Here is a 24,518-nt window from a genome sequence, read left to right as displayed (position 1 = left end):
GATGTAGCGATAGTGCCAGGAACAAAAAAATAAAACATGATCCGATTAATATTAGTGACGCTTCTTTTTTTATTGTCGCTGTTAACTGTTCTTCCGGCAGCGACAAGTAAACTTTGGTATGTATCTATATTGGTTACAGAGTTCTGCTGGTTCTTTTTCGCAATTGTACTAGTACTATTGTTGCTGAGTTTTGGCAAAAAAAAACATAGAGTTCTGATGTTTCTTTTAGGAATTACAACACTTGCATTTTATGCCGTCCCTGTAATTGGGGCATATCGTGTTGCTCCTACACTAAAAAGACTATTTGCTAATAACATTGACAAGCAAAGTAGCGGCATAGCCGATACATCCCCGTTTAAATTAGGGCAAATGATAACGGGGGTGTACGCAAAAAAGGTGCCTTACAAAACCCTTACATATGATCCTACGAATAAACTTACCCTTGACTTTTACCCTTCGTTAACAGCAGGAAAGAAACCCTGCATCGTTATTGTACACGGTGGATCATGGGCGGCCGGAAACAGCCAGCAATTACCTGATTTAAATAGTGCTCTTGCAAAAGCAGGTTATCACGTCGCTACTATCAATTACCGCCTTGCCCCTGAATACCATTTCCCTGCCCCTATTGAAGACTTACAAACTGCCCTTACTTATTTACGTTCTGAAATGGCAAGCCTTTCTATTGATACGACCAGGTTTGTATTGCTGGGACGCAGTGCAGGTGGACAAATTGTTTTATCAGCAGCTTACACCTTAAATGATCCTGCGATAAAAGGTGTTATTAGTTTCTACGGTCCTGCAGATATGGTATGGGGTTATGCCAACCCAACCAATCCGCTTGTTCTCGACAGTAAAAAGGTTATTGAAGATTACCTTAGCGGAACATACAAACAAGTGCCGCAACAATACATTAATAGTTCTGCAACCGAAACAGCTACTACGCGTTCAGTGCACACTCTATTAATTTACGGAGAGAATGATCCGCTGGTTTCGCACCTACATGGAGGTCGGCTGGGTAAAAAGCTGGATAGTTTGAAAGTGAAGCACTATGACCTTTATTTACCCTGGGCAACTCATGGTTTTGATTATACCTTAAACGGTCCGGCCGGTCAACTAAGCACCTGGAGCGTTTTAGAGTTTTTAAAAACAGTGTTGTAGTTGTTTAATCCTCTTCGCATTGCGTACTTCCAATTTCGGCTTCCCTTCATACTCACAATTTGGGAAAGCTCCACTTATTGTCTCTTTTATCTCAGAACAAGCTGTATGAATAACCTTACGTAAATGATTTAATACAAGCGTTGCAAACGCTGCTGAATTATTGATATAATCATTAATTCGAGGATCAACAATTGCCATAATACTAATTGAGGATCGAAGATTTATTGAATTTATATTATGATAGTAAAAGACGTGATCAAAAAAAATTTACCGATTTATAGTAGAAATATATGATATAATTCGATATTTTTAATAACAAGCATATACCAACATCTTATGTTTTTTTTTAGCCAACCATTTACAAATTAATTTCATCATACTTGTATGGCAACTGAAATAAACCACTTTATAAAACGCGATCAGAGAGGGACACAAAGAAGTAATTTCCTTGAATTCCCCATAGGAAACCGTACAGAAGGACTTGAGGCGAACGCCTATTATTTCAACCGTAAGGAATGGGCTGAAGAATACCTTACTTATTGCCACCGCAGTGACACTTTTAAGAGTAGATGGAAAGCGGCCATGGGTGGAAGTTGGGACAACAAAGTTGTCGTTGATATTGGTTGTGGACCGGGAAATATTTATGCCACCTTACAAGGTAGCCCAAAAACACTAATAGGTATTGATGTAGCACCCGGGTCGCTTGAACTCGCATCAAAATTGGGATATACCACGGTTTTAGCTGATGCGAATGATCTTCCCTTTGAATCAGCATTTGCAGATATCGTTACACTAAATGCAACTTTACACCATTGCGTAGATATGGCTGCTGTTCTAAAAGAAGCAGCACGTTTGGTAAAACCAGGGGGACTATTGATTACAGATCACGATCCGCAGCACAGCGCCTGGAATTATAAAGGCATTGCTAAGCTGTTGTGGAATGCCCGGCTTTTATATTATCGGTACATTGGCCACGGTTTTCACAAAACCTCGGAGCAACAAAAATGGGGGCTTGCTTGTGAAATCCATCATAAACCCGGACATGGGGTTACCGAAGAATTATTTAAAACAACGCTTGAGCCTCTCGGCTTTACAATCCAGGTGTTTCCCCACAACCATACCCTGGGTGCGGAAGTTTTACAAGGCTTAAGAGGTAAAGCTGAATTAAAATATAAGTTGGGAAACGTTTTGTCGGGCCGAAATCCCTCGTCTAAAAAAAGTGCATTGACGCTGATGTGCGTCGCTAAAAAGACAGGATAGAACCGTTTTACTAAACGGGACTAACATGCGGCAACTCCCAGACTAATGAACTTGCTCCCAGTATCGCTGCGTCTGCTTCGTTAAGTTCACTTAAAATAATCTTCACTTTATCTTTATACAGAGGTAGCAAGTTCTTTTCCATATGCTCCCTCGCTGGCGCCAAAAAAAGTTCTCCAGCTTTTATGAGACCTCCAAATAATACAATTGCTTCAGGTGATGAGACCATTACAAAGTTTGCCAGCGCCTCGCCTAGTATTTGGCCGGTATACCGATACACTTCCTGCGCTACTTTATCGCCTTTTATAGCACATTCATAAACCAAACGAGAATTAATTTGATCGAGACTATACTCACGTAGTGAACTTTCTTCGTTGCTTTGCTGCAACACTTCTTTTGCAGTAAGCACAACGCCTGTTGCAGACACATAAGACTCGAGGGAACCAAGTATGTCGGTTTTCCAATGTTTTCTTCCGCCACGTATAATCGTAGTATGTCCCAACTCGCCGGCGTAGCCATCCTGCCCGTACACCAGTTGACGATTGCAAACAAGTGCACTTCCCATACCCGTTCCTAATGTAACCATAATAAAATCCCTGAACCCCTTAGCCGCTCCATAAATCATTTCACCTAATGCTGCTGCATTAGCATCATTGGTTAAAGTACAACGCAAACCAAACTTATCAGTAATTAATTGTGCTAACGGAACAACGCCGTTCCATCTAAGATTTGGAGCGTACTCAATGATGCCTTTGTAGTAATTAGCATTGGGAGCTCCCACGCCAATTCCGATTATTTTTCCAAGCTTTCCATAGGTTTCAATAATAGGCATCAGGTTATTATACAGCTCTTCGATGTAAGGCTCTACAGTGTTGTATGTATCTGTCCTTATCTTACCTTTTACTAAAATTTCTCCCCGGTGATTAACGATGCCATATTCAGAATTTGTACCACCAATATCAATACCAATAGCAAGATTAGGAGAAACATTTGTCATTATTGTCTGTTTAGAAAAGTGCCAAAAGTATAGAAGTTCCTTTTATAATTTTCGTTTTATCAGTTCAGCGTCTTTTATACCTTACATCCTCAGTAATATATCCTTTTCTCAATATCCCTTTTGCTTGCCAAATAAAGCAAGTAGGACCTGGATTTAGTATAGCGGGCATTTCGACGTAGAAAAAAGCGCCTCTACAATTTCAGCAGCGAAGCAGCCGCTTCATCCATAAACCAGGCTACATCTCCGTTTACGGGTTGTATGAGTTGTGCAGGATACTGATCAAAATCTTTTTCTCCTTCAAATACATGTTGAACAGCTTCGGCTTTTGAACCCCCGAAAACAAGGAATGCAATGTGATGAGCCTGATTTATAAGAGGAGCTGTAAAAGTGATACGATAAACTTGTTTGTCCTCTACAAAAATTTCTTTCACGCCTACTTTAGTTTCATTTACAACCGGCGTATGTGGAAACAAGGAAGCAGTATGTGCATCATCACCAAGGCCAAGTAAGATTAAATCAAATCTTATTGGTTCTGGAGTAAAATGTTTTTCGATCGCCTTTTGAAATGCTTGGGCACTTGCCTTTGGTTCAAGCGAAGTATCGATAGCAAAAATTTGGTGAGCGGAAATATGAAGTGGGTCAAAGAGTGCTTTTTTAGCCATTAAGGCATTGCTGTCAGGATGATCTGAAGGAACATACCGTTCGTCGCCAAAGAAGAAATAAACTTTATTCCATTCAACTTTAGTATCGAATTCAGACACAAGTAATTCAAAAAGTCCTTTTGGCGAGCTGCCGCCCGATAATGCCACTGTAAACCTTCCCTGTTTAGAAATTGCTTCCTTAGCTGTTTTTACAAAATATTCAGCCGCCGCATCTAATACCTCTTTGCTTGTTTTTGAAATATACAGCATCACTACTTTTTTTTATTATTTTGAGGAAGTGTAACCCAATGAAATCCATCGCGTGCGATCAGGGCCTCCGCAAGTTCCGGTCCCCATGTATCGGACGAATAGTTAGGAAAGTTTACACTTTTTTTACTTTCCCAGGCACTTAAAATAGGCATTATCAAACTCCATGCAGCTTCTACCTGGTCGCCGCGCATAAAAAGGGTTTGATCTCCCACGATCGTATCTAACAAGAGGGTTTCATAAGCTTCAGGGGTATAACTTGTATAGGCACTTTTATAATCAAACACCATGTCTACCGTATTTAGTACCATGTCGAGGCCAGGGCGTTTTGCCTGCACCTGCAAACGAATACTCATTTCGGGTTGAATGCTAATAATGAGGCGATTTTGCTGCCAGTTGTCTGTTGCCTCACCAGGAAATATAAGATGGGGAACGTCTTTAAACTGTATAGTAATAACCGATGCGGCCTCATGCATTCTTTTACCGGTTCTAACATAAAAAGGTACATTTTGCCACCGCCAGTTATCAATGAAAAATTTGATAGCTGCAAATGTTTCAGTATTTGATTGCGGATCTACCTTTGTTTCACTTCTATAAGCAGGTACTTGTTCTCCCTCTATCCAGCCTTCGCCGTACTGGCCCCGCACGGCATTCTTTCTGACATCTTCCGGAGAAAATGGACGCATTGCCCGTAAAACGTCTACTTTACGATTACGTACTTCTTCGCCAACAAATGTTACGGGGGGCTCCATTGCTACCAGGCAAAGTAGCTGTAGAATATGGTTTTGAATCATATCTCTCAGGGCGCCCGAACCTTCGTAATAATCTCCACGGTCTTCAACACCCAATCGCTCTGTTACTGAAATTTGTACATACTCAATATAATTGCGGTTCCAGGTTGGTTCGAAAAGAGAATTGGCAAATCTAAAGGCAAGAATATTTTGTACTGTTTCCTTACCCAGATAATGATCAATGCGGTAGATCTGTTTTTCCTGGAACAGCCCCCCCAATAATTTATTTAATGCTGTTGCAGACTCAAGATCTTTTCCAAATGGCTTTTCTATTACGATGCGGGAGTGATCCGGATCTTCTGCCAGTTTGCAGGCAGCAATATTTTGTGCAATTACTTCGAAAAAATTAGGAGAAACTGCGAGGTAGAAAATAATGGTTGCAGGTGCTTGCCATTCCTCCTGGTGGGCTTTAATACGTTGTCCAAACTCCTGGTAAGTTTCTATTTTTTTTAGGTCGGAAGCCTGGTAATAGAGATGGCTTGAAAATTCCTGCCACTTTGCCGGATCTGCATCACCTGACCTGGAAAATTCGTTTATATCTTTTAGAAGCGTATTTCTATAATCTTCTTCGGTGTATTTAGTGCGTCCTGTTCCGATGATGGAGAATTGGTTTGGCAACCAATTATCTAAAAACAAGTTGTATAAGGCGGGTGCAAGTTTGCGTGAATTAAGGTCGCCGGTACCACCAAAAATTACAAATATGGTAGGCTTTGATCTGCTATCTATACTCATTTAAAATTAGATTTTCGATTTAATATTTTAGTAGCTGTAGAATGTTGGGTTTGAAGTATAGCCGATAGTAAGGTTAATTTTCTTAGAGCTTAATTTTCCAGGTTTTCAATGATTTTTTGTAGCGCTACAATAGTTGCTTCATATTGGAGGTCGAATATATTTGCCATTGCTTTTTTTCTGAATACCTATTGTTCTTCCAGACACCTTCGGTGTACTTCAATTCCTTTGAATGTTAAAGTAATTTGTTCTGCTTCCTCTCTTAATAAATCGTCTGCTTCAAGCTTAAGCCAAAATAGCATTCAAAGTATCAGGGTTGGCGAAAGGTTTCATCAAATGCTGAAACGCTGTGTTGCTTATTTCGCCTTTTTGATAAATAGTGTTCAAAACATGCCAATCTTTCTGCTACATCCGAATGCGCCTTGCATCATCGGTCCTTTTCGTTAACAGCTCGTACAATTGTTTTATATAGTATCCTTTTGGAAGTTTTTTCGTTTCCATTGTTATACCAGCAGTCGCTTTTATAAAAGCCGAATTAAGGTTGTTACAGTACAAGCGTGCGACGCAACAAAAGCCACACGGATGTACTTGGCCTGGTTAAAAAACTCTATCCCGTTACCCCACTATTTAATGCAGTAACCGGATCTCCTGACCAATGTGTATGAAAAAAGCCCTCTTTTCCGATAAGCTCATAAGTATGTGCACCAAAATAGTCACGTTGCGCCTGAATTAAATTAGCCGGCATTCGCTCGCTTCTAAAGGCATCAAAATAACTTAGTGCTGCGGCGTATGCGGGAACGGCAAGTCCACTGGTAATGGCGCCAGCAACAACTGTTCTTGTAGCCTGCAATGTCTCGGTGACCTGGGCGGCAATTTGATCATCTAATAACAAGTGCTGCAACTGCTGGTTGCCCTGGTAAGCATTATAAATATCGTTGAGAAACTTAGAACGGATGATGCAGCCGCCTCTCCAAATCTTAGCGATTTCTTGAAGACGAAGGTTGTAATTGTAGGTGTTTGATGCCTGGTAAAGCATGTGCATTCCCTGGGAGTATGTAATGATCATACTAAAATAAAATGCCTGCTCAAGATTGGTAAGAAAATCCTCTTTATTAAGAATGTTCAAACGAGGCAAGGCCTGACCATACAATGAAGCGGCCTGTGTTCTCAACGGCTTATACTTAGAAAGATCGCGCATGGAAACGGCCGTATCGATGGCTGTGATTGGAGTTTCAAGATCATAAGCAACCTGCGAAGTCCATTTACCCGTTCCCTTGGCCCTGGCCTGGTCCTTAATATCGTGTAATAATAAGTGATCGGAACCTTGTTCTCTGAAAGCAAAAATGTCGCGGGTTATTTCAATAAGAAAAGACTGCAGTCTGCCCTCATTCCATTTTTTAAAAAGCTCATAGATTTCATGCTCGGGAAGCTGAATTCCCTTGTAAAGCAATTCGTATGTTTCTGCAATCAACTGCATTACACCATACTCGATGCCATTGTGTACCATCTTAACAAAATGCCCGGAAGCTCCGGGACCAATATAAGTAACACACGGCGTGTTATTGACCTGTGCAGCAATTGTATCGAGAACAGGCTTAACAAATTCGTATGCGGCTTTGTCGCCACCAGGCATCATGCTCGGGCCCTTACGCGCGCCTTCCTCTCCACCTGATATACCCATTCCGAAAAAGTGCAAGCCTATTTTCTGAAGATCCAGATCTCTTATGACCGTATCAGTAAAATGCGAGTTACCGCCATCGATAATGATGTCACCGGGAGACAGGAAAGGTTTCAGGTCTGCTATCACACTATCCACAATTTTTCCTGCAGGAACCAGCATCATCACCACTTTAGGAGCCTTTAAACTCTGCACAAATGTTTCCAGCGATTCGAAACCTTTGACCGGTGAACCTTTCCCTTCTTCACCCAGCAATCTTACCTTTTCGGGATCTTTATCGTAACCGGCAACAGCGAAGCCATGCTCTGCCATGTTTAATAATAGGTTTCGCCCCATTGTTCCCAGGCCTATCATTCCGAACTGGAGCCCGGTTTCTTGTTTTTCGTCCATAACAATTTAAAAAAATGTTTTAGCTTAAAGATTTAATAGTTTATGGTCGCCTGTTGCTATAGAAGTAAACAAAGCTGATTTACTAACTTAGTTGTTTTCTTTGTGTTTCGATTGCGTCCATCAATTTGTTGTAAGGCTTGTTGAATTTTTCAACCCCCTCATCTTCTAATTTCTGCGTTATCTGGTCAAGGTTAATACCGGCCTTTTTCAACTCATTCAGCACCTGGGTGGCTTTATCTAAATCATCCTCTAAACGACTTTGCGGTTCGCCGTGATCTCTATATGCTTCTAATGTTTCCATTGGAACTGTATTTACTGTTTTTGGCCCGATTAAAGCCTCTACATATTTTACATCGCTAAAGGCGGGATCCTTACTTCCGGTACTTGCCCATAATAAACGTTGTGGCTTTGCACCTTTTTCTTCTAGTTTTTTAAACCTGTCGCTACTAAATACGCTTTTATAAATTTCGTACGCTTTTCTTGCAGACGCAATTGCCACTTCACCTTTTAATTGCGACAGCCCCTTCTCTTCGAGCATTGGATCTACCATTACATCTATGCGACTTAAGAAGAAACTTGCTACAGAAGCGATTTGCTCAATAGGCAAATTAGCATGTAAGCGGTCTTCCAATCCTGCTATATAAGCCTCTGTAACTTCCTGGTATCTTGGCAGTCCAAAAAGCAAGGTTACATTAATATTTATTCCATCACTGATACAAGTCCTGATTGCTCTTAAACCTTCGGCAGTTCCAGGAATTTTAATCATCACATTTTTACGATCAACCAGTTTCCATAACTCTCTTGCCTGCCTCACAGTACCTTCTGTGTCTTTAGCTAACAGCGGAGATACTTCAAGGCTGACGTAGCCATCAGCACCTTCCACCTCTTCATTATAAACTGGCAAAAGCATGTCTGCTGCACGCTGAATATCTTTTATAGCCAATGCATAAAACAGTTCCTCGTTGTCCTGTTTTTCCTTTGATAGGGTTTTAATATCCTCGTCATAATCAGAACTACTACTAATAGCCTTTTCGAAAATTGCAGGGTTAGAGGTAATTCCTCTTACTCCGTCTTCGTTAATCAATTTATCAAGCTCGCCTGTATTCATGATCTTCCTATCTATAAAGTCAAGCCATATGCTTTGATCAAAATCATGAATCTTTTTTACTCTATTTGTTTCCATAATGATAGTTTTTATGTTGATTTTTTTTGCTGCAAGTGCCCAACATCAAGCTTCAAGCTATGCAAACATAATTATTGATTTTCATCCTTAGAAAAAGCCCTGGGGCTGAAGGTAAAACGTCAAGTCTATTTCTCAAGTTGTTTTACTTTTTGTAATCGCCGGACATGTCTTTCCGCTTCAGTAAATTTTGCCTGTAAAAATGTTTGTATGATTTCCTGGGCTACGTTGTTTCCTACAACCCTTCCGCCAAGACAAAGCAAGTTCATGTCGTCATCCTCTACGCCCTGGTGTGCAGAAAAATGATCATGTACGAGAGCAGCGCGGACACCTGTAACTTTATTTGCTGCGATAGATGCTCCCACTCCGCTTCCGCAAACAGCAATACCCCGCTGAACTTCTTTACTTGCAACTGCCCTGGCAAGGGGGATAACAAAATCAGGATAGTCATCCTGGTCATTTTGTTCTTTCGCTCCAAAGTCTACCAACTCGTATCCGAGTTTTGATATTATCGGTGAGAGAATCTGTTTTAATTGAAAACCTCCGTGATCTGCTGCTATTCCTATTTTCATAACAATTCTAATTAGGATCTCAATCTCAAGTTTTTTTACAAAAGCTATTTCCGTTTGTCTTCCAAAATTGTTCTATAAATCGAGTTGATTCGGATATATACTTTTCGATTACCATTACTGTGCGGCTGTATAACTAGGTCTTACCTGCGGATGCTCTTCCATTCTCCAAAGCCTTGCACCACCTTTTATCCCATCTTTATTTGAAACTATGGTGATATTAGAATCAAGGTCGAAGTCTATTTTTTTTGCATTTCCTCCTCCAATGTATAAATGGTCGTAGTTAAAAACGGTTTGCAAAATTCCGATTACCTTTTTTATTCTCTTATTCCATCTTTTATCGCCTATCTCCAACATTGCTTTTTCGCCGATGTACTGGTCGTAATCTTTATTTTTGGTGATTGGATGATGTGCAATTTCAAGATGAGGCAAAAGATAGCCATCCATTAGTAAAGCAGTACCAAAGCCGGTCCCCAAGGTTACTACAATTTCGAAACCCTTTCCATTTACCACACCCAGCCCCTGCATGTCTGCATCGTTGACAACTTTAGCAGGCTTGCCGAACGTATCTGACAATAATTTTCTGAGGTCAACATTATGCCATAGTGAAGTATCAAGATTTGGTGCAGTAATAACCACCCCCTTTTTTACATAGCCAGGAAATCCTGCAGAAATACAATCAAATACAGGAAAATTTTTTGTAAGACCTTGTATTGTTTGCAATAGCCTTTCAGGAGTTGTAGGCTTAGGAGTTTCCACTCTTTGATAATCCATTGTAATGGCTCCGTCTTTGTTTAAAATCGTTGCCTTTACATTAGATCCGCCAATATCTATAGATAGAATATTTTGGTATGAATTTGTTTCCATTGAAAAATTTAAAATTTGAGTTCGATAATAATTATTTGAAGTTATTTATATTGAAGTATTATAACCGTTTTAATAATGCAGCATGCGAAATTTGTCGGAACGATAAACGCATCTTTATTTGAAAAGGAAAGGTCGGCTATTAAAGTGGTGTTAGGCATTACAGAAAATAATTTGAACACTTCTTATCGAATCTGCTGAAAAAATCAAGCCGTTATTGTTGTCCGCCATTCTTTTAAGGCGCTGCTTTTTAAGAAGATTTTGAATGATAACCTTTTCGACCTGCAAAAGGTTTATAATTAAAAAGGATACCTAATGGTATCCCTCTTAATAAATATTTATATAGTTAGCCCTTATTAATGCCCTGTACTCATTGTCATTTCTAACTCACTTGGGCTCTTTTTCATATTTTTCTGCCAAAGGAAAAATATAATGAATAACACCACCAATATAGCCGGGAAAGTAATCATTTTTTGTAATGTATCCTGTCCAGCAGCCAGTTCCAATGCATCTCCCGAAAGACCTTGAGCAGTTGAGGCTGCCCTTGAACTATCTATCCAACCACCAATAATTGGCTGAAAAATAGAGGTAGAAAACATACCTACCCCGCCAAGGATAGACAATCCTAGGGCACTACTCCTTGGTGCTCTCTGGGCAACAGAGCCAATCATTACCGGCCAGAAATAACAAACACCTAAAGCGAAAATTACTGCAGCAACATAAGCCATCGTGCCTGTAACTGTACTAAACAAATAAATGCCTATGGTAGCTAGTATGGCTGACATCAACAAAACACCAGTTTGACCTAATGTACCTACAACCGGACCGGCAAAAAATCTACCTACTGCCATCAGCCCCGAAGTGAGCGCTAATATTATCATGGCGTCTGCTCCACTTCTACTTAAAATAATATTTACCCACTGGTTTGGACCAAATTCTGAAATAGCTGTAAGGGCCATGCAGCAAAACAAGAAAATGTATACAGGAGTTAGCATAGCCTTGAAGTTTTGAGCAAGAGAGGTAGCACCTTCGACTTGTGGTTTTGGAAAAGCCTTACCAAAGAACAAAACAGCGTAGATAATAGTTGGCACCATAATGAGCCACATCTGAGCTTGCCATGACATACCAGCATCTGTCATGAATTTTGAAATAAGCGCGCCAAGAAAAATACCGCCTGGGAACCACATGTGAAACCTATTCAGCATTTTGTTCATTTTCAGTCCTGAATACATATCGGCAATCATGGGATTGCAGGCAGCCTCGGTGCAGCCGTTACCGAAACCAATGAAAAGAGTAGAAATAAGTAAGGTAGTATAGCCACCCGCATAAATTGTTAGTATGATGCCCAAAGTGTGAGCTACAAAAGCAACCATCATAATATTCTTTGGTCCAAACGAATGATAAACCAAACCGCCAACGATCATTGAAATGGGAAATCCGAGGAACCACATAGAATTAATAAAACCAAGTTGTTCTGCAGAAAGGCCAAAGCTCTCACCGAGTTGAGGCAAAATTCCTGCCCGGATAGAGAAAGAAAAAGCGGTGGTAATAAGTGCAAAGCAGCTGCCGTTAAACAGAGCACTCTTGTTAATGTTTTCGTTCGTCATAATGTTAAGCTGTTAGATTTTTGAGGTGATGGGATATTTAATTGGTTAATAAATTTGAGGAAGTAAAATACTTATATCTGTTTAAATATTTGCGGGTTGCCAAACAAAAATTAAATGTAGTATTTTAAAGGCATTGCAATAAAAGTTGGAAATTAAATTATTCAATCGAATGTTGGTGCTATTTGCTGTAACAATTATGTTACCAGCTGGAAATGAGATGCAGGAAGCACTGTAAAAATTACAGTTATAAAGTATTCCTGGTCAACTTTACATTATTTAAAACAGGCCCACGATCATCGCACACATCTTCTACTGTTGTTAAGATTAAAGTATTCTCCTTTATTTCGTACTTATACTTACCGATTGTCGAGCTTTCACAATCACTTTCTCCGGCAATTTTTACAATAGTAAATGTTGAATTAGTTACTTTATAAATCATTGTTTCCAAAACAGAATTCTGGTCAAGGTTCATGACAGCGAGGGTGTCTTTACCAAATTCAAATGAAACATTTACAGGACTCCCTATTTCCAAAATGCCTTTCCATTTACTGTTGGCAAGCTGGGCTTTGATTGAACCTGACATAAGGGTTACGAGCAAGAAGCAAAAGAAACTTTTTTTCATAATTTAGTTTGTTTAGATAATTTGATTAAAATACAAAAACTTTGAATAAGCCCCTAAAAGGATGAGCAGTTGGTTTTTCCGTACTTCGTGCGTTTATTTTTCCGCATATTTTCGAACAGTCATATTAACTTTTGCAATTTTTCGGTTTGCAACTTTTGAATCAAATATTGCCACCGCTACCCGGGAGTCGGCACAGCCATAGTACAAAAACCATTTGTTTTTAAAGTAAACCAGCCCTTCTGTAAAAACAGTTCCTGCCGGGTATTGTCCGCTCTTCTCAAAAGATTCTTCTGGTACAAAAAATGGAGCATCCAATCTAAAGATTGGCTTTGTCGGATCTTTTAAATCAAATAGCACCTGGCCTGCTGCATAAGTGTTGGCAGTATAGTTTGTGTCCCCATCTTTTCCCGATCTATTTTTACCGTTGTAAATAAGCAAAATGCCTTTATCTGTTACGATTGCCGGCGGTCCACATTCTGTTAAATCACTATCAAAATACCCTTTTCGGGTTGCTATACATTGTTTAAGTTCACCTTTTTCATTTAGCATAGGTTGCCAATTAATAAGGTCGACGGATGTGGCAGTGTTTACAAAATGTTCGCCCCAATACATCCAGTACTTTCCCCCAATTTTTGCTATTACCTGTCTCCCTTTTACTAGTTTTGTTATGACGGATGCTGACTTACTGGCCATATTAAAAAACTTACCGTTGTAAGCCTTTCTAAATATCGGCCCATACTTTTTCCATGTGATTAAATCTTTTGAGATAGCTACTCCAATTCGTGGTACCTTCTTATTCCATTGGGTATAAAACATTACATAAGTACCACTTGCTGTCATAGCTACACGAGGATCTTCACAACCGCCCGGCCACTCAAATTCTTTCTGATTATCGTTGCCCGGGTACATAACAGGAGTTGCACGTCGTTTCATTCTAATCCCATCTACACTTTCGGCTAAACCAAGTCTTGAAGTTCTCGTTCCGATAGCTATTCCTGATTTGTCCTCCGCGCGATACAACACGTAAATCTTATTGTTTTTAATTGTTGCCGCGGGATTAAAAACATCGTTGGCTTCCCAGGCAACTTCCTTTTTGCTCATTGGATCCGTAAACCTGCTGTTAGGGTTAGGGGACAAAACCGGATTTACATTTTGAGGTCGAACAAAAGGGCCAAAGGCCCAGGCTGGCAGAGTAGTACTTTTTTGAGAAAAGGAGTTCTCCACTATTAGCTGGAACAATATAAATACCAATACCCCTCTAATTTTCCATTTGTTTTTAAGCATGCTGGTATTATTTTGAACGGAACAACTGCAGGAATAAACAGGTAACATTACTAAGCTATCTCACTTTATAAGCTTTTAGTGCCTTTTGATTTATACCGAAATACAAGGTCTTATTTATGCTAACAACACTTCTTACATCACCCCAAATATTAAAACCAGAAGCTTTCTGATTGATATACGCAAAATCTCCTTTGCCATTCCCTTTTAGCAATATTCCATAATTAGCATCATATTTACCAAACCTCAGTCTTGCGTGATTAATATTTCCACACAACAACAAATCTTCCTTTCCATCCTTATCATAATCAAAAGGCGTGATGGTATAAACGGGTGAAAACTGGGCTTGCAAGGGTAATTTTTTCTCATGATACTTTCCATCAGCTCCACTTTCGAAATAAGCAGTTTGAAGATAATTTGCTTGCAACTTACGAGCATCCGTTAACTCTTGCTCAGTAAAAATTTCTTTCATTGTTGCATCTGCATAACTTTTATAATCAGTAAAACGTGTACGCATAATACTCATCTGATCCAATAACTCATCCCGTGTTACATAAGGATAACTCTTGCCCTGTATATAAAAACAAAGCATTGGATCAACTGAACCATTGTCATCAAAATCTTTATAAAACATTTCTGCAGGTTCTTTGTCCGACGCCTTGCACTGTGTATTTAACCCCTGGTTGCCAATAACAAAATCCATCTTTCCATCGCCATTAAAATCTCCGGTTGCTATTTTGTTCCACCAACCACTATATTGTTTCTGAAAATAGTTGCCCGTTTTATTTTCGAGCCTTCCATTATTATTTTCAAATGCCGTTACAGGCATCCATTCACCGACTACAACAAGCTCATTTTTCTTATCGCCATTTAAATCTATCCACGCTGCATCCGATACCATTCCAATTCTTTGAAGAGTTGACGATATGGCGGCCGTTTGATCAGTAAAACGTCCTTTACCATCGTTGATCAATAAATAGCTTTGAGGTGTTTCGGGGTAACGGCCGGGGATTACTCTTCCACCTATAAAGAGATCCAAAAAGCCATCTCCATTAATGTCGTTGGAACGTGCACAACTTTTACTAGTATGCATCATTGGCAACGCACCTTCACTTTTAGTAAAATTACCTTTCCCGTCGTTCAGGTATAACCGGTCTTGCAACATCGGATCGTCCGGCAAATAATTGTGGTACCCTCCGCTTGCGATATACAGATCATTGAAGCCGTCTTTGTTTGCATCGAAAAAAATGGCATCTGCATCTTCACAAGCTTTGTCTGCCTCAAAGGTTGCCTGCCTTTTTTCTAAGAAAGTTTCGTTTTCCTGCTGCAAGAAAATTGCTCCTGCTTTTCCACTTCCTCCACCTGCATATACATCCTCAAGTCCATCTCCATTAACATCTCCTTTTGCTATGCAAGGACCAGAAAAAGAAAGCGGGTTTATAAGAAGGGGCTGTCTTTTAAAATCGTTGATTGCATTAGCAGCAGGGCTAAATTTAATGGGGGACGGCACCTCTGTAAATAAAGAATAACTGCTATGATTTGCGGCTTTCATTGGCTTAGCATCAGCTTCCTTCAAAGTCACTGCCCGATTTGACTGAACCGTGGTTATAACTTGTTGTTTGCCGCCTGGCCATACTACCTTCACTGAATCAACTTTACTATCTTTTCCTAAGCCAAAATGAAGAATTGATGAAACACCTGATTGGAAGCCGCGCGTTGGCATCTGTTCAAGGTATTGCATCTTACCTTTTAGGAACAAACTAACCTTTGCACCTAATCCTTCACTATTTTTTCCCTGCCCCTTAAGATTGATCTTAAGATAATTATTATTTAATTGCTTATTTGCTTCATTCTGGTAGATAAATGCTGGTTGATTTATATTGTTTACAACCAGGTCAAGGTCTCCATCATTGTCTAAATCTGCGTATGCAGCTCCGTTACTGTTTGATGAAGAGTCGGGGCTCCAGGCTTTGCCCACGTTACTAAAGGTGAGGTCACCATTATTCTTGAAAAAGTAATTTGTAATATTTGTTGACGGCATTTTATTTACCGCCTCAAGTAAATCACTTCTTGTTATTTGACGGTCTTGAAAATTTTCACCCATAAACTTCAAAAAGTCCTGGTTTGTAAAGTCCCGCAAAACACCATTTGACACAAACAGATCTTTCCAACCGTCATTGTCATAATCGGCCAGTAACGGTGCCCAGCTCCAATCAGTGTTTGAAATACCAGCCAGCTGTGCTATCTCGCTAAATGTTCCGTTACCGTTATTTACGTGTAGCATGTTGCTCATGTATTGGTAGTAGAAACCAGACCGAATATTTATATCTACTTTTTCGTAATTATCGGGGGAGAATAACAATTTCTGCCGGTGATTATCTTCGGGCAACATATCCAGGCTAATAAGGTCATTTAACCCATCATTATTAATATCAGCAATATCATTTCCCATTGAGAAAAACGAAGTGTGACCAACGCTTTTTTGAAGCTTATCTGTAAAAGTGCCATTCCCGTTGTTAATGTAAACGAAATCGGGTTCAAGGTAATCGTTAGAGATATAAATGTCTTGTAAACCATCGTCATCCAAGTCCGCCACTCCAGCCCCTAAACCGTGCGATAAAACGGTACTTTTAATACCCGCCGCCTCAGTTACTTCCTTAAAATAATTATTATCGTTTCGTAAAAGCTTCAAACCACTTAAGTGATCATTTTGCTTTAGCAACTCCTTAATTGTTGCTTCGTCTAAAATGGTTCGCCTTACTATACTATGGTTTAACAATAACACGTCCAGATCGCCGTCCTTATCATAATCAAAGAAAACAGACTGGGTAGTATAAGATGAGTCATCCAATCCGTACTTTTTTGCCTGTTCACTAAAATGTGGTACTCCGCTACCGTCTGCTCCGTCATTTATAAATAATTGTTTTACTCTTTTTTCGCCCCTTAATTTGCCTGAATAAGAAATATAAATATCCTTTCGTCCATCACCGTTTATATCTACCATTGTCACCCCTGTCTTCCATGGCCCTGGCCTTCCGGCTACCCCCGCAGCAATGGTAACGTCTTCAAACTGCATCTTTCCTTTATTCAGGTACAGTTTATTTTCGACCATGTTTCCCGAAAAATACAAATCCTCCAAACTATCACCATTTACATCTCCTATACTTACGCCGCCGCCATTATAGAAATATTCATAGATCAACACGTTTGTGTTTAAACCTTCTTCGAGCGCATTATTAAAATCAACATGGGTTTGAGAGGCTGGCAATAAACTAAAAAGGGTATTTGTCAAACCTGGATTGGCTTCTTCCACGTAGGAGTTCTTACAGCTGAATAGAAATAAAAATCCTGTAAAGAACCATAGGCAAATCAAAAAATTGTTCTTCAAGAGCAAGTGATAATTAAGGTGAGAATTTTGTAATTAAGCGTTGGAATAAAATTAAGCTTCTGTTGCGTCGCACTCTTGTACTTTTTTCGTTCTTTCACCCGTTGTTACAATTTTAAATATTGTTTGTAACCAAAATCTCCGATAGAAACAAGCTAACCAAACGGGAGAAGCTAAAAGATGAGTACGACAAAGCTGGTAAGATTGCAGTAACTCGCAACCGAAGCCGTAGAAATAGATCGTTTCTAAAATAAAAAGTCTACGCTGCAAAGGCAACATAGACTTTTCATCCATTTTTAACAGACCGGCCACAATTGCTAGAACCCGGGGTTCTGCGTCAGTCCGGTATTGCGCTGGGTTTCGCCCAAAGTAAGAGGACGGTAATACATTTTATCACTCCATGCCCTGTTTTCCAAAGTATTGTTTTCTACCGGTGTGTAGGTGTAATTAAACTTGGTTTTATCCTTCCGGTAAGGTGTAGGTGCGGTAGCCCCCGGTTTTAGTGTTCCTACTATATCTATATATTTCACCTTCCTACCCAAGGTTTCAGCAGCTATCATCCATCTACGTGTATCATGAAACCGCATCTCTTCATAAGCCATTTCTATTCTTTTTTCGTTTCTGAAACGCTGTTTGAGTGCTTCTCCGGCTTCGGTTATTGCTGGCATACCAGCACGAAAACGAATTCTATTTAACCAATTGCGTGCTTCTGCATCCTCACCCAACTCTATTAAACTTTCTGCATAATTGAACATTGCTTCAGTATAACGGAAGAAAGGCCACGGAATTACTTGTGGTGAAGTGTTGTCACGAATAGTCGGATCCGGATCAATAAATTTACGAATGTAATACCCGGTAAAGCTTCCGTTCCAGTTTTCTATAGGCCCCTGCCTGGTATCTAAACCAACAATCTTAGTGTTACCGACAAAGTAAGTACCAGTTTGTATCTCATTAGCTGGATCTTCAGCTCTACCCCGGGGTTTCCATGGAGCTCCATCATATAAGATAGTTGCATAAAAACGAGGATCCCTGTTTTCATAAGGATCGGCCTTGTGCTCAGGCTTGTTCCAGTCAAAGCGTGTACCATCCATCATCTCGTAGTCATCTACTAATTGTTGAATAGGTGTGTTACCGGCCCAGTTATTATAACCATTTGGCCCGTTTTGAAGACCAATTCGCATACCATCTTCAACCCTCTCCAGGGTAAATGTCCTAATAAACAAAAGCTCGTTTGTTGAAGCCACCGCGGGGTCAGCGTCAGGATGCTTGCTTCCACCCCCCATTGAGATAGAAAGGTAGTTTTTACGACCTTCCTCGAATGATACAGGAGCGGAAAGATTGGTTTTGTAGCCTGATCCTGCCGCATCTAATACTGCCTTTGCAGCATCCCTGGCTGCTATCCAGCGTGCACGACGATCACCGCTTACAAACCCTAAAAGTTCAGGTTTCTGAAAGGCTGCAATTACAGTTGACTTTGCTTTAGCAGTTGTCATATCATGTAAGTCACTCGCATCATATAATAATTGGCGTGACTTTAAAGCAAGCGCTGCTAAATCAGAGGCACGACCTCTCACTCTTGTTTTTCCTTTTAACAAGGTAATAGCTGTGTCAACCTGGGTTATTATAAAATTACTAACCTCTGCATAAGTGTTGCGGGCAACTGTATAATCTTCATTTAAATTATAGGATTTCGTAATAAGCGGCACGCCCCCATGGTAGCGCAACAACTGGTGGTAGAAAAAAGCCCGCAGAAAACGTGTCTCACCTTCCAGCCTCTCCCTTAACGCTTTATCTATAGTTGCTGCTGGTAAACTCTGCATAGCAATATTAGCTCTACGAATATTGTTATACAAAAATGCCCATTCTGTAGGAGTGCTTATTAAACCCGGATTAGAAGGATTTAAAATTCCCTCGTTGACCGTGTTGATACCTCTACCCTGATGCGTGAATATAGCCTCATCGGAAAAAGCAGCTAACATTTCTTCACCGCTTCCTCTAAACCCCCCCTGTCCTATCCCGGAATAAATACCGTTAATAAAAGCTTCGGCAAGTGCAGGATCCTTCCAGGTTTCACTTGCCTGCACCTGGTCCAATGGAATGGTGTTTAAAAAGTCTTTTTTACAAGCAGTTAGTACACTAACGGCTAGCAAGAAAAGAAGTACTGTTCTGTTTGTTATCTTTTTCATCTTTATGTTTTAAAAAGTTACACGTACACCTGTGTTTATAATTCTTGCCTGCGGATATACATAGCCATTTTCTGCAGTTTCTTCAGGATCCCATATTTGAAGCTTTTGCCAGGTAGCGAGGTTTAATCCGCTTACATAGACCCGCAAACGGCTAATGCCCAGACGTTGGCCTACACCTGCACCAAGAGTATATCCTAACTCAAAATTCTTAAAACGCATATAGTCATTACTTCTAAGCCAATAGGTGTTATTCCGAAAACCACTTGTATAATAAGTGTTTGTTCTGCTTACTAACCTCGGATCCACACTGCTCGGATTCTCTACAGACCAGCGATTGCCGTAACTATACTGCAACCAATTACCAAACTCACCTGTTTCATTAAAGTTCAACAACTGTAGGCCTCCTGTAGCTACCTGGAAAAGAGCAGACAAATCAAAACCTTTGTAACTGACGTTTATATTAAGACCGCCTGTAAATCTTGGGTCACGAGTTCTGTCTAACCGTACCTGATCTAAATTGTTGATTTTACCATCGGGCTTACCATCAGGTCCCGATACATCTTTAAATTTCATATCACCTGGCCGCAGATTATTTGTAGCCGCAGTATAATCTATCTTATTATCGGCAATCTCTTTTGCGTCTCTAAATACGCCATCTGATTGGTAGGCAAGGAAGGCCTGCCCGTTGGTACCAAATGGATAACCTGTAGCCCGCTGATGCAAAGGCACCCCCGGGTTTTCATCCCAGAATAGGATCTTGTTTTTTGAATATCCACCGTTTACACTTACGTTAAAAGTTAAGTCTTTCGACGCCCGGCCATTGTATCCTACCCTGAACTCCCAGCCTTTATTTTCCAGTTGGCCCTCATTTACAGGGGGCAGCAAATTAGATATACCTGAACTTTGAGGTGTAGATCCTGCCCGTGCAATCAATATTTGTTTCCGTACATTTTTGAAAACATCAAATTCAAAAGTTATTTTATTATTTAGAATTGCGCCATCCAAACCAAGATTTGCGTTATTTGCTACTTCCCAGGTAAAGTTGAAATTAGGTACACGTGGCTCTAATAGTGTTCGTGTTTGTTGTCCGTTAATAACCTGGGTACCGAACGAGTATGTTGGCAAATACGCATATTCCTGTAATACTCCATTAAATTCTACCCGATCATTTCCTAACTGGCCATAAGAAGCACGAAGCTTTAAATTGTTAATGGCCTTGACATTTTGGAAAAAATTCTCCTTTGTAATATTCCATCCTAACAATACGCCAGGGAAAAAGCCAAAACGACCAACCTCGGGAAAAATATAGGAACCATCATTTCGCCATACAAATTCCGCCAGGTATTTTTCCCTAAAGTTATAAGCGACCCGGCCAAAATAACTTAATCGTGCCTGTTGAAATCCAGACCCCCCTATATCTTGTTGAGAAGTGCCTCCAACATTTAGCTGATCAATAGCGGGAGAAATAAAATTGCGTCTGTAAGCGAAGAAATTATCTCCACTTCTTGTTTCCTTTTGAACACCTGCCAAAAAAGCGATGGTATGGGCCTGTCCAATAACCTTGTCATAATTAACCATCCCCGTTAAGTTTATCCGCAATTCTTCTGCATCTCCCAGCCTTAACATTGGATCTGAAAAGGTAGAACGAACGGTTCGGGTAAGCTTTGGTATTGTTTTATTTGCATCTTCATACGATACTTTATCCCAGAAGTATAAGGCCCACGGTGTTTGAAACCTTTTAGTTCGCTCTATGTATTTATCCGCTGCCCCTTGTAGGGTAAACTTCAAACCATCAATCCATGGATTGCGGATCTCTACCTGTCCATTGGTTTGAAAATAATCCCGACGGTTTCTATCGTAACCGGTTTCACCAGTTGTAACTACAACCGGATTTTGACCGTTCTCAATATCCGGCCCTGCCAGTCCATTAGGCCAAACAGCCATTTCTGTAGGTTTTCCACGGATCAACATTCTGAAAATATCACCGGCACCAACCGTCGGGAAGAAACGGAACTCTTCGCGGGCGGTTAGCCCAAGGGTAGCGCTTATATACTTATTCACACGAGCCTCTATATTAATACGCATGTCGTATTGCTTATAACCAGTTGCGGAATTTTTATAATAAGCATCCTGGTTCTGGTAGCCTGCTGATGCAAGGAATTTAACTGCTTCGGTACCGCCGCTAATCTGCAAGCTATGTTGTTGCTGCCCTGACCAATCTTTAAACACTGCCTTATACCAATCTGTATTAGGATGGGTTAGTGGACTGGAACCATTTGAAAATTTCTGTATATCCTCAGGTGAATAAAAAGCATTTACTTTCTGTGCATTATCTGTTCTGGTGTAAGACCCTGTTGTTTTTAACGCCTGCCATGCTGCCGTCCACTGATCAGCCGGAATGTTACTAAACATTACCTGTTCGTTAAGCAACTCTGCATATTGGGCTGAATTTCCCATTTTAGGTACAATAGTTGGTTGCTGCCAGCCGTGGTTGAAATCATAGGATACAACGGGTTTTCCTGTTTTACCCATCTTTGTAGTAATCAAGATAACACCGTTTGCAGCTCTTGCTCCGTAGATAGCGGCAGAAGCATCTTTCAATACAGACACATTTTCTATATCCGCGGGGTTCAATCGCTCTAAACCACCAGCACGGTCAGGTACACCATCAATTACAACCAATGGACCACTGTTACCTAGTGTATTAGTACCACGAATACGAATAGTAGAACCATCAAAACCAGGTTCTCCACCTCGCTGCATAGCGGTTACACCAGGTAACCGGCCAGCCAGGGAGTTGGAAAGGTTTAAACCAGGAGATTTGTCTAGTTCAGCACCCCTTACTGCCGTAACTGAGCCGGTAACAGTCGCTTTCTTTTGTGTTCCGTAACCAACAACAACAACATCAGTTAATTGTCCGGCAGCAGCCTGAAGTTGAATATTAATTGAAGAACGTCCTCCCACCTTTACTTCCTGGTTGGTGTAACCTACATTACTAACGACCAAAGTAGCATTGGAAGGAGCTGTAAGTGTAAAATTTCCACGGGCATCGGTTTGGGTAGCCCCAGTTCCGCCTTTTACCATAATTGTAACGCCTTCCAGGGTAGAATCTCCGCTTGTTACTTTACCTGTAATCCTTTGCTGAGCAAAAAGATTGACAGATAGAAAACTTAACACAACAAGGAAGAGAAGTTTTAATTTTTGTGGATGAAAACAAAAGCAATGCTGATGCTTTTGAGCATCTTTTAGTTTAAGCAAACAAACTTTCATAGCAGAAATCGAGGTTTTTAAAAAAAGAGTTAAGACGGGTGTTAAATATGAACTTTAAAAAGCAGAAAATTACATGGAGAACGGATCGGTTTTTTAGTGTAGATTTTAATCATGAAAAATCGTTTAGTAAATGGATAAAGCTTATAACCTGAAGAAACAGTGGTTTGTAACGGGGATATTGGGAGTAATAAACAAAAGTTTCTATCCACCGAATAAGAAAAAATGAGGAGTTTTTCTATAATTGTTTGGTTAGGATTAAAACGTAGTAGAAATTTAGCGTCAACAAACAAATCGGCTTTCTCAACCTGGCAATCCTAACAAACAAATTCAATAGACTAGCAACCGTTATAATCGGTATAAATGTAATTGTAATTTAACATCTAACAAAAATGTTTTTTAATTAATCCGTTTTCTGTTTCAATACGAGTCTTGGGGTGGAAATCAGGCGTCTGAATACAACAGTTGCCAAATTAAGTACGGGGGTAAGTGCTTTATCTAATAGTTCAGAGGAATAACTAAGGAGAGAATTCAATACTACTGTTCAGCTCGTCGCGAAAAATAAAAAAGCAAAATACATCACTTCTGCTGTCACTTGTCCTCGGGCTTCTTCGCTACTTTTAAATCAATCTGTTTAGCAACCAGCACTTTAGTCAGATCGTTTAGTTGTTTCACTTTTTCGTTAAAATCTCCCTGCAAATCATTTCGTATAGCTTGCATGTTATTAAGAATACTTTCCAGTTCGTCGGGAAGCATGCTACTAATAACTTCCTTTAAACGCTTTGCTATTGTTGGAGATTTTCCGTTTGTGGAAATGGCAATTTTCAGGTTTCCTTTTTTTACCACGCTGCCTAAATAAAAATCGCATAAATCGGGCTTGTCAGCAGCATTAATTAGTTTTCCGTGCTGTTTTGCCAGCACGCATATTTCTTCACTTGCCTTGTGATCGTTAAGGGCAGTTATAACTATGTCAGCAAGTGCAAGATCGTTTTCCTCAAAGCTTCTCTCATGCAACTCAATATTCGGATACTTTATTGCCAATTGCCTAATCTCCTTTATTACAGTAATTCCTATAAGCCTGATTTTTGTTGACGGAGAATTTTGTAAAACAGTGGACAGCTTCTCTAACCCTATATTTCCCCCTCCTACTATCAGCAGACGCATCTGCTCCAATTTCAAAAAAACCGGGAACAGGTTGTTAGTTACCCCCAGCCCTAAAGGGAGTTCGCTGCCGCTGTTTAAGGGTTCTTTTATTTTCATATCAGTTCTTTTTCTCCCTGCCGGCTCCATGTAGTAAGCAGCCCGATAGGAAAGGAATGCTGAATTTTAAGGCTCTTTGCTCTTCTTTCTTCGGGGCTGGGGCTTCTGCCTCTCTTAACGTTGTGGCAAGTTCGCTTCATTAAAACTACTTGCGGTCCTTATTAACTCAGCGCTATTCACCCATTTCTTAAAAGCAAAATCTCCAAATGTTTCGCCATCTACTTTTTCATTCTTAAAGGTGTCAAATAAGAAATCGAGCTCGGCTAAGATTTCGTCTTCGTTCAGACTTTCTTTATACAGTTTATTCAAACGTTGGCCAATTCTGTCACCACCTAAATGGAGATTGTATTTACCCATACTTGTTCCAACAAAGCCAATTTCAGCAGCAA

At 40.2% G+C, this 24,518-nt stretch carries 16 protein-coding genes and 1 pseudogene; 2 read left to right on the top strand and 15 right to left on the bottom strand.

Annotation, left to right across the window (positions count from 1 at the left end; genetic code table 11):
• The first annotated feature begins 36 nt into the window (after nt 1–36).
• Together JWR87_RS18270 and JWR87_RS18265 are read left to right on the top strand one after the other, a co-directional pair.
• On the top strand, nt 37–1,158 hold the full coding sequence (locus tag JWR87_RS18270; RefSeq protein ID WP_297822934.1) for an alpha/beta hydrolase: 1,122 nt from the start codon (nt 37–39) through the stop codon (nt 1,156–1,158).
• A 384-nt stretch (nt 1,159–1,542) separates the two neighbouring features.
• Nucleotides 1,543–2,418 carry a class I SAM-dependent methyltransferase gene (locus JWR87_RS18265; protein WP_297822932.1) on the top strand — a complete coding sequence of 292 codons (876 nt, stop codon included), beginning with the start codon at nt 1,543–1,545 and terminating at the stop codon, nt 2,416–2,418.
• Nucleotides 2,419–2,428: 10 nt separating this feature from the next.
• On the opposite strand, the gene JWR87_RS18260 is transcribed toward JWR87_RS18265, so the two are convergent.
• The 15 genes and pseudogenes from JWR87_RS18260 to JWR87_RS18190 all read right to left on the bottom strand — a co-directional run.
• A complete protein-coding gene (locus JWR87_RS18260) occupies nt 2,429–3,412 on the bottom strand; it encodes an ROK family protein (protein ID WP_297822930.1) in 984 nt (327 codons plus the stop codon).
• Between the two features lie 191 nt (nt 3,413–3,603).
• Complete coding sequence (pgl, locus tag JWR87_RS18255; protein ID WP_297822928.1) at nt 3,604–4,323, bottom strand: 6-phosphogluconolactonase; 720 nt, start codon at nt 4,321–4,323, stop codon at nt 3,604–3,606.
• A gap of 2 nt (nt 4,324–4,325) precedes the next feature.
• Nucleotides 4,326–5,843, bottom strand: a complete 1,518-nt coding sequence (gene zwf / locus JWR87_RS18250; RefSeq protein WP_297822926.1) for a glucose-6-phosphate dehydrogenase — start codon at nt 5,841–5,843, stop codon at nt 4,326–4,328.
• Between the two features lie 604 nt (nt 5,844–6,447).
• Nucleotides 6,448–7,908, bottom strand: coding sequence for an NADP-dependent phosphogluconate dehydrogenase (gene gndA / locus JWR87_RS18245; protein WP_297822924.1), 1,461 nt, complete (start codon nt 7,906–7,908; stop codon nt 6,448–6,450).
• A gap of 82 nt (nt 7,909–7,990) precedes the next feature.
• Nucleotides 7,991–9,091: a transaldolase gene (gene tal / locus JWR87_RS18240; RefSeq protein WP_297822921.1), complete on the bottom strand. Its 1,101-nt coding sequence runs from the start codon at nt 9,089–9,091 to the stop codon at nt 7,991–7,993.
• Between the two features lie 125 nt (nt 9,092–9,216).
• Nucleotides 9,217–9,660 carry an RpiB/LacA/LacB family sugar-phosphate isomerase gene (locus JWR87_RS18235; RefSeq protein WP_297822919.1) on the bottom strand — a complete coding sequence of 148 codons (444 nt, stop codon included), beginning with the start codon at nt 9,658–9,660 and terminating at the stop codon, nt 9,217–9,219.
• Between the two features lie 114 nt (nt 9,661–9,774).
• Nucleotides 9,775–10,524: an ROK family protein gene (locus tag JWR87_RS18230; RefSeq protein WP_297822917.1), complete on the bottom strand. Its 750-nt coding sequence runs from the start codon at nt 10,522–10,524 to the stop codon at nt 9,775–9,777.
• Nucleotides 10,525–10,877: 353 nt separating this feature from the next.
• Entirely contained in the window at nt 10,878–12,128 is a 1,251-nt protein-coding gene (locus JWR87_RS18225) for an MFS transporter (RefSeq protein ID WP_297822915.1), read from the bottom strand.
• A gap of 244 nt (nt 12,129–12,372) precedes the next feature.
• Nucleotides 12,373–12,750 (bottom strand): hypothetical protein, encoded by a 378-nt coding sequence (locus JWR87_RS18220; RefSeq protein ID WP_297822913.1) that lies wholly within the window; start codon nt 12,748–12,750, stop codon nt 12,373–12,375.
• A gap of 93 nt (nt 12,751–12,843) precedes the next feature.
• The gene (locus JWR87_RS18215; RefSeq protein ID WP_297822911.1) at nt 12,844–14,034 is read right to left on the bottom strand and encodes a glycoside hydrolase family 130 protein; all 1,191 of its coding nucleotides are present in this window, start codon (nt 14,032–14,034) and stop codon (nt 12,844–12,846) included.
• Nucleotides 14,035–14,089: 55 nt separating this feature from the next.
• Nucleotides 14,090–17,344 (bottom strand): VCBS repeat-containing protein, encoded by a 3,255-nt coding sequence (locus JWR87_RS18210; RefSeq protein WP_297822907.1) that lies wholly within the window; start codon nt 17,342–17,344, stop codon nt 14,090–14,092.
• A 389-nt stretch (nt 17,345–17,733) separates the two neighbouring features.
• Complete coding sequence (locus tag JWR87_RS18205; RefSeq protein ID WP_297822905.1) at nt 17,734–19,602, bottom strand: RagB/SusD family nutrient uptake outer membrane protein; 1,869 nt, start codon at nt 19,600–19,602, stop codon at nt 17,734–17,736.
• A gap of 9 nt (nt 19,603–19,611) precedes the next feature.
• A complete protein-coding gene (locus JWR87_RS18200) occupies nt 19,612–22,872 on the bottom strand; it encodes a TonB-dependent receptor (protein WP_297822902.1) in 3,261 nt (1,086 codons plus the stop codon).
• 588 nt (nt 22,873–23,460) lie between these two features.
• A complete protein-coding gene (locus JWR87_RS18195) occupies nt 23,461–24,129 on the bottom strand; it encodes a bifunctional precorrin-2 dehydrogenase/sirohydrochlorin ferrochelatase (protein ID WP_297822900.1) in 669 nt (222 codons plus the stop codon).
• A gap of 114 nt (nt 24,130–24,243) precedes the next feature.
• Nucleotides 24,244–24,518: pseudogene (locus tag JWR87_RS18190) on the bottom strand (sulfite reductase subunit beta); the annotation flags it as partial.

This window comes from Segetibacter sp. (assembly GCF_025963695.1).
GTDB lineage: Bacteria > Bacteroidota > Bacteroidia > Chitinophagales > Chitinophagaceae > Segetibacter.
The sequence above is the reverse complement of the archived record's forward strand: the minus strand, read 5'-3'. Positions and strand labels throughout refer to the sequence as shown.

What these genes read in the sequence shown, in the direction of transcription:
- JWR87_RS18270 (WP_297822934.1), top strand. Translation starts at nt 37, where the DNA reads ATGATCCGATTAATATTAGTGACGCTTCTTTTTTTATTGTCGCTGTTA.
- JWR87_RS18265 (WP_297822932.1), top strand. Translation starts at nt 1,543, where the DNA reads ATGGCAACTGAAATAAACCACTTTATAAAACGCGATCAGAGAGGGACA.
- JWR87_RS18260 (WP_297822930.1), bottom strand. Translation starts at nt 3,412, where the DNA reads ATGACAAATGTTTCTCCTAATCTTGCTATTGGTATTGATATTGGTGGT.
- pgl (WP_297822928.1), bottom strand. Translation starts at nt 4,323, where the DNA reads ATGCTGTATATTTCAAAAACAAGCAAAGAGGTATTAGATGCGGCGGCT.
- zwf (WP_297822926.1), bottom strand. Translation starts at nt 5,843, where the DNA reads ATGAGTATAGATAGCAGATCAAAGCCTACCATATTTGTAATTTTTGGT.
- gndA (WP_297822924.1), bottom strand. Translation starts at nt 7,908, where the DNA reads ATGGACGAAAAACAAGAAACCGGGCTCCAGTTCGGAATGATAGGCCTG.
- tal (WP_297822921.1), bottom strand. Translation starts at nt 9,091, where the DNA reads ATGGAAACAAATAGAGTAAAAAAGATTCATGATTTTGATCAAAGCATA.
- JWR87_RS18235 (WP_297822919.1), bottom strand. Translation starts at nt 9,660, where the DNA reads ATGAAAATAGGAATAGCAGCAGATCACGGAGGTTTTCAATTAAAACAG.
- JWR87_RS18230 (WP_297822917.1), bottom strand. Translation starts at nt 10,524, where the DNA reads ATGGAAACAAATTCATACCAAAATATTCTATCTATAGATATTGGCGGA.
- JWR87_RS18225 (WP_297822915.1), bottom strand. Translation starts at nt 12,128, where the DNA reads ATGACGAACGAAAACATTAACAAGAGTGCTCTGTTTAACGGCAGCTGC.
- JWR87_RS18220 (WP_297822913.1), bottom strand. Translation starts at nt 12,750, where the DNA reads ATGAAAAAAAGTTTCTTTTGCTTCTTGCTCGTAACCCTTATGTCAGGT.
- JWR87_RS18215 (WP_297822911.1), bottom strand. Translation starts at nt 14,034, where the DNA reads ATGCTTAAAAACAAATGGAAAATTAGAGGGGTATTGGTATTTATATTG.
- JWR87_RS18205 (WP_297822905.1), bottom strand. Translation starts at nt 19,602, where the DNA reads ATGAAAAAGATAACAAACAGAACAGTACTTCTTTTCTTGCTAGCCGTT.
- JWR87_RS18200 (WP_297822902.1), bottom strand. Translation starts at nt 22,872, where the DNA reads ATGAAAGTTTGTTTGCTTAAACTAAAAGATGCTCAAAAGCATCAGCAT.
- JWR87_RS18195 (WP_297822900.1), bottom strand. Translation starts at nt 24,129, where the DNA reads ATGAAAATAAAAGAACCCTTAAACAGCGGCAGCGAACTCCCTTTAGGG.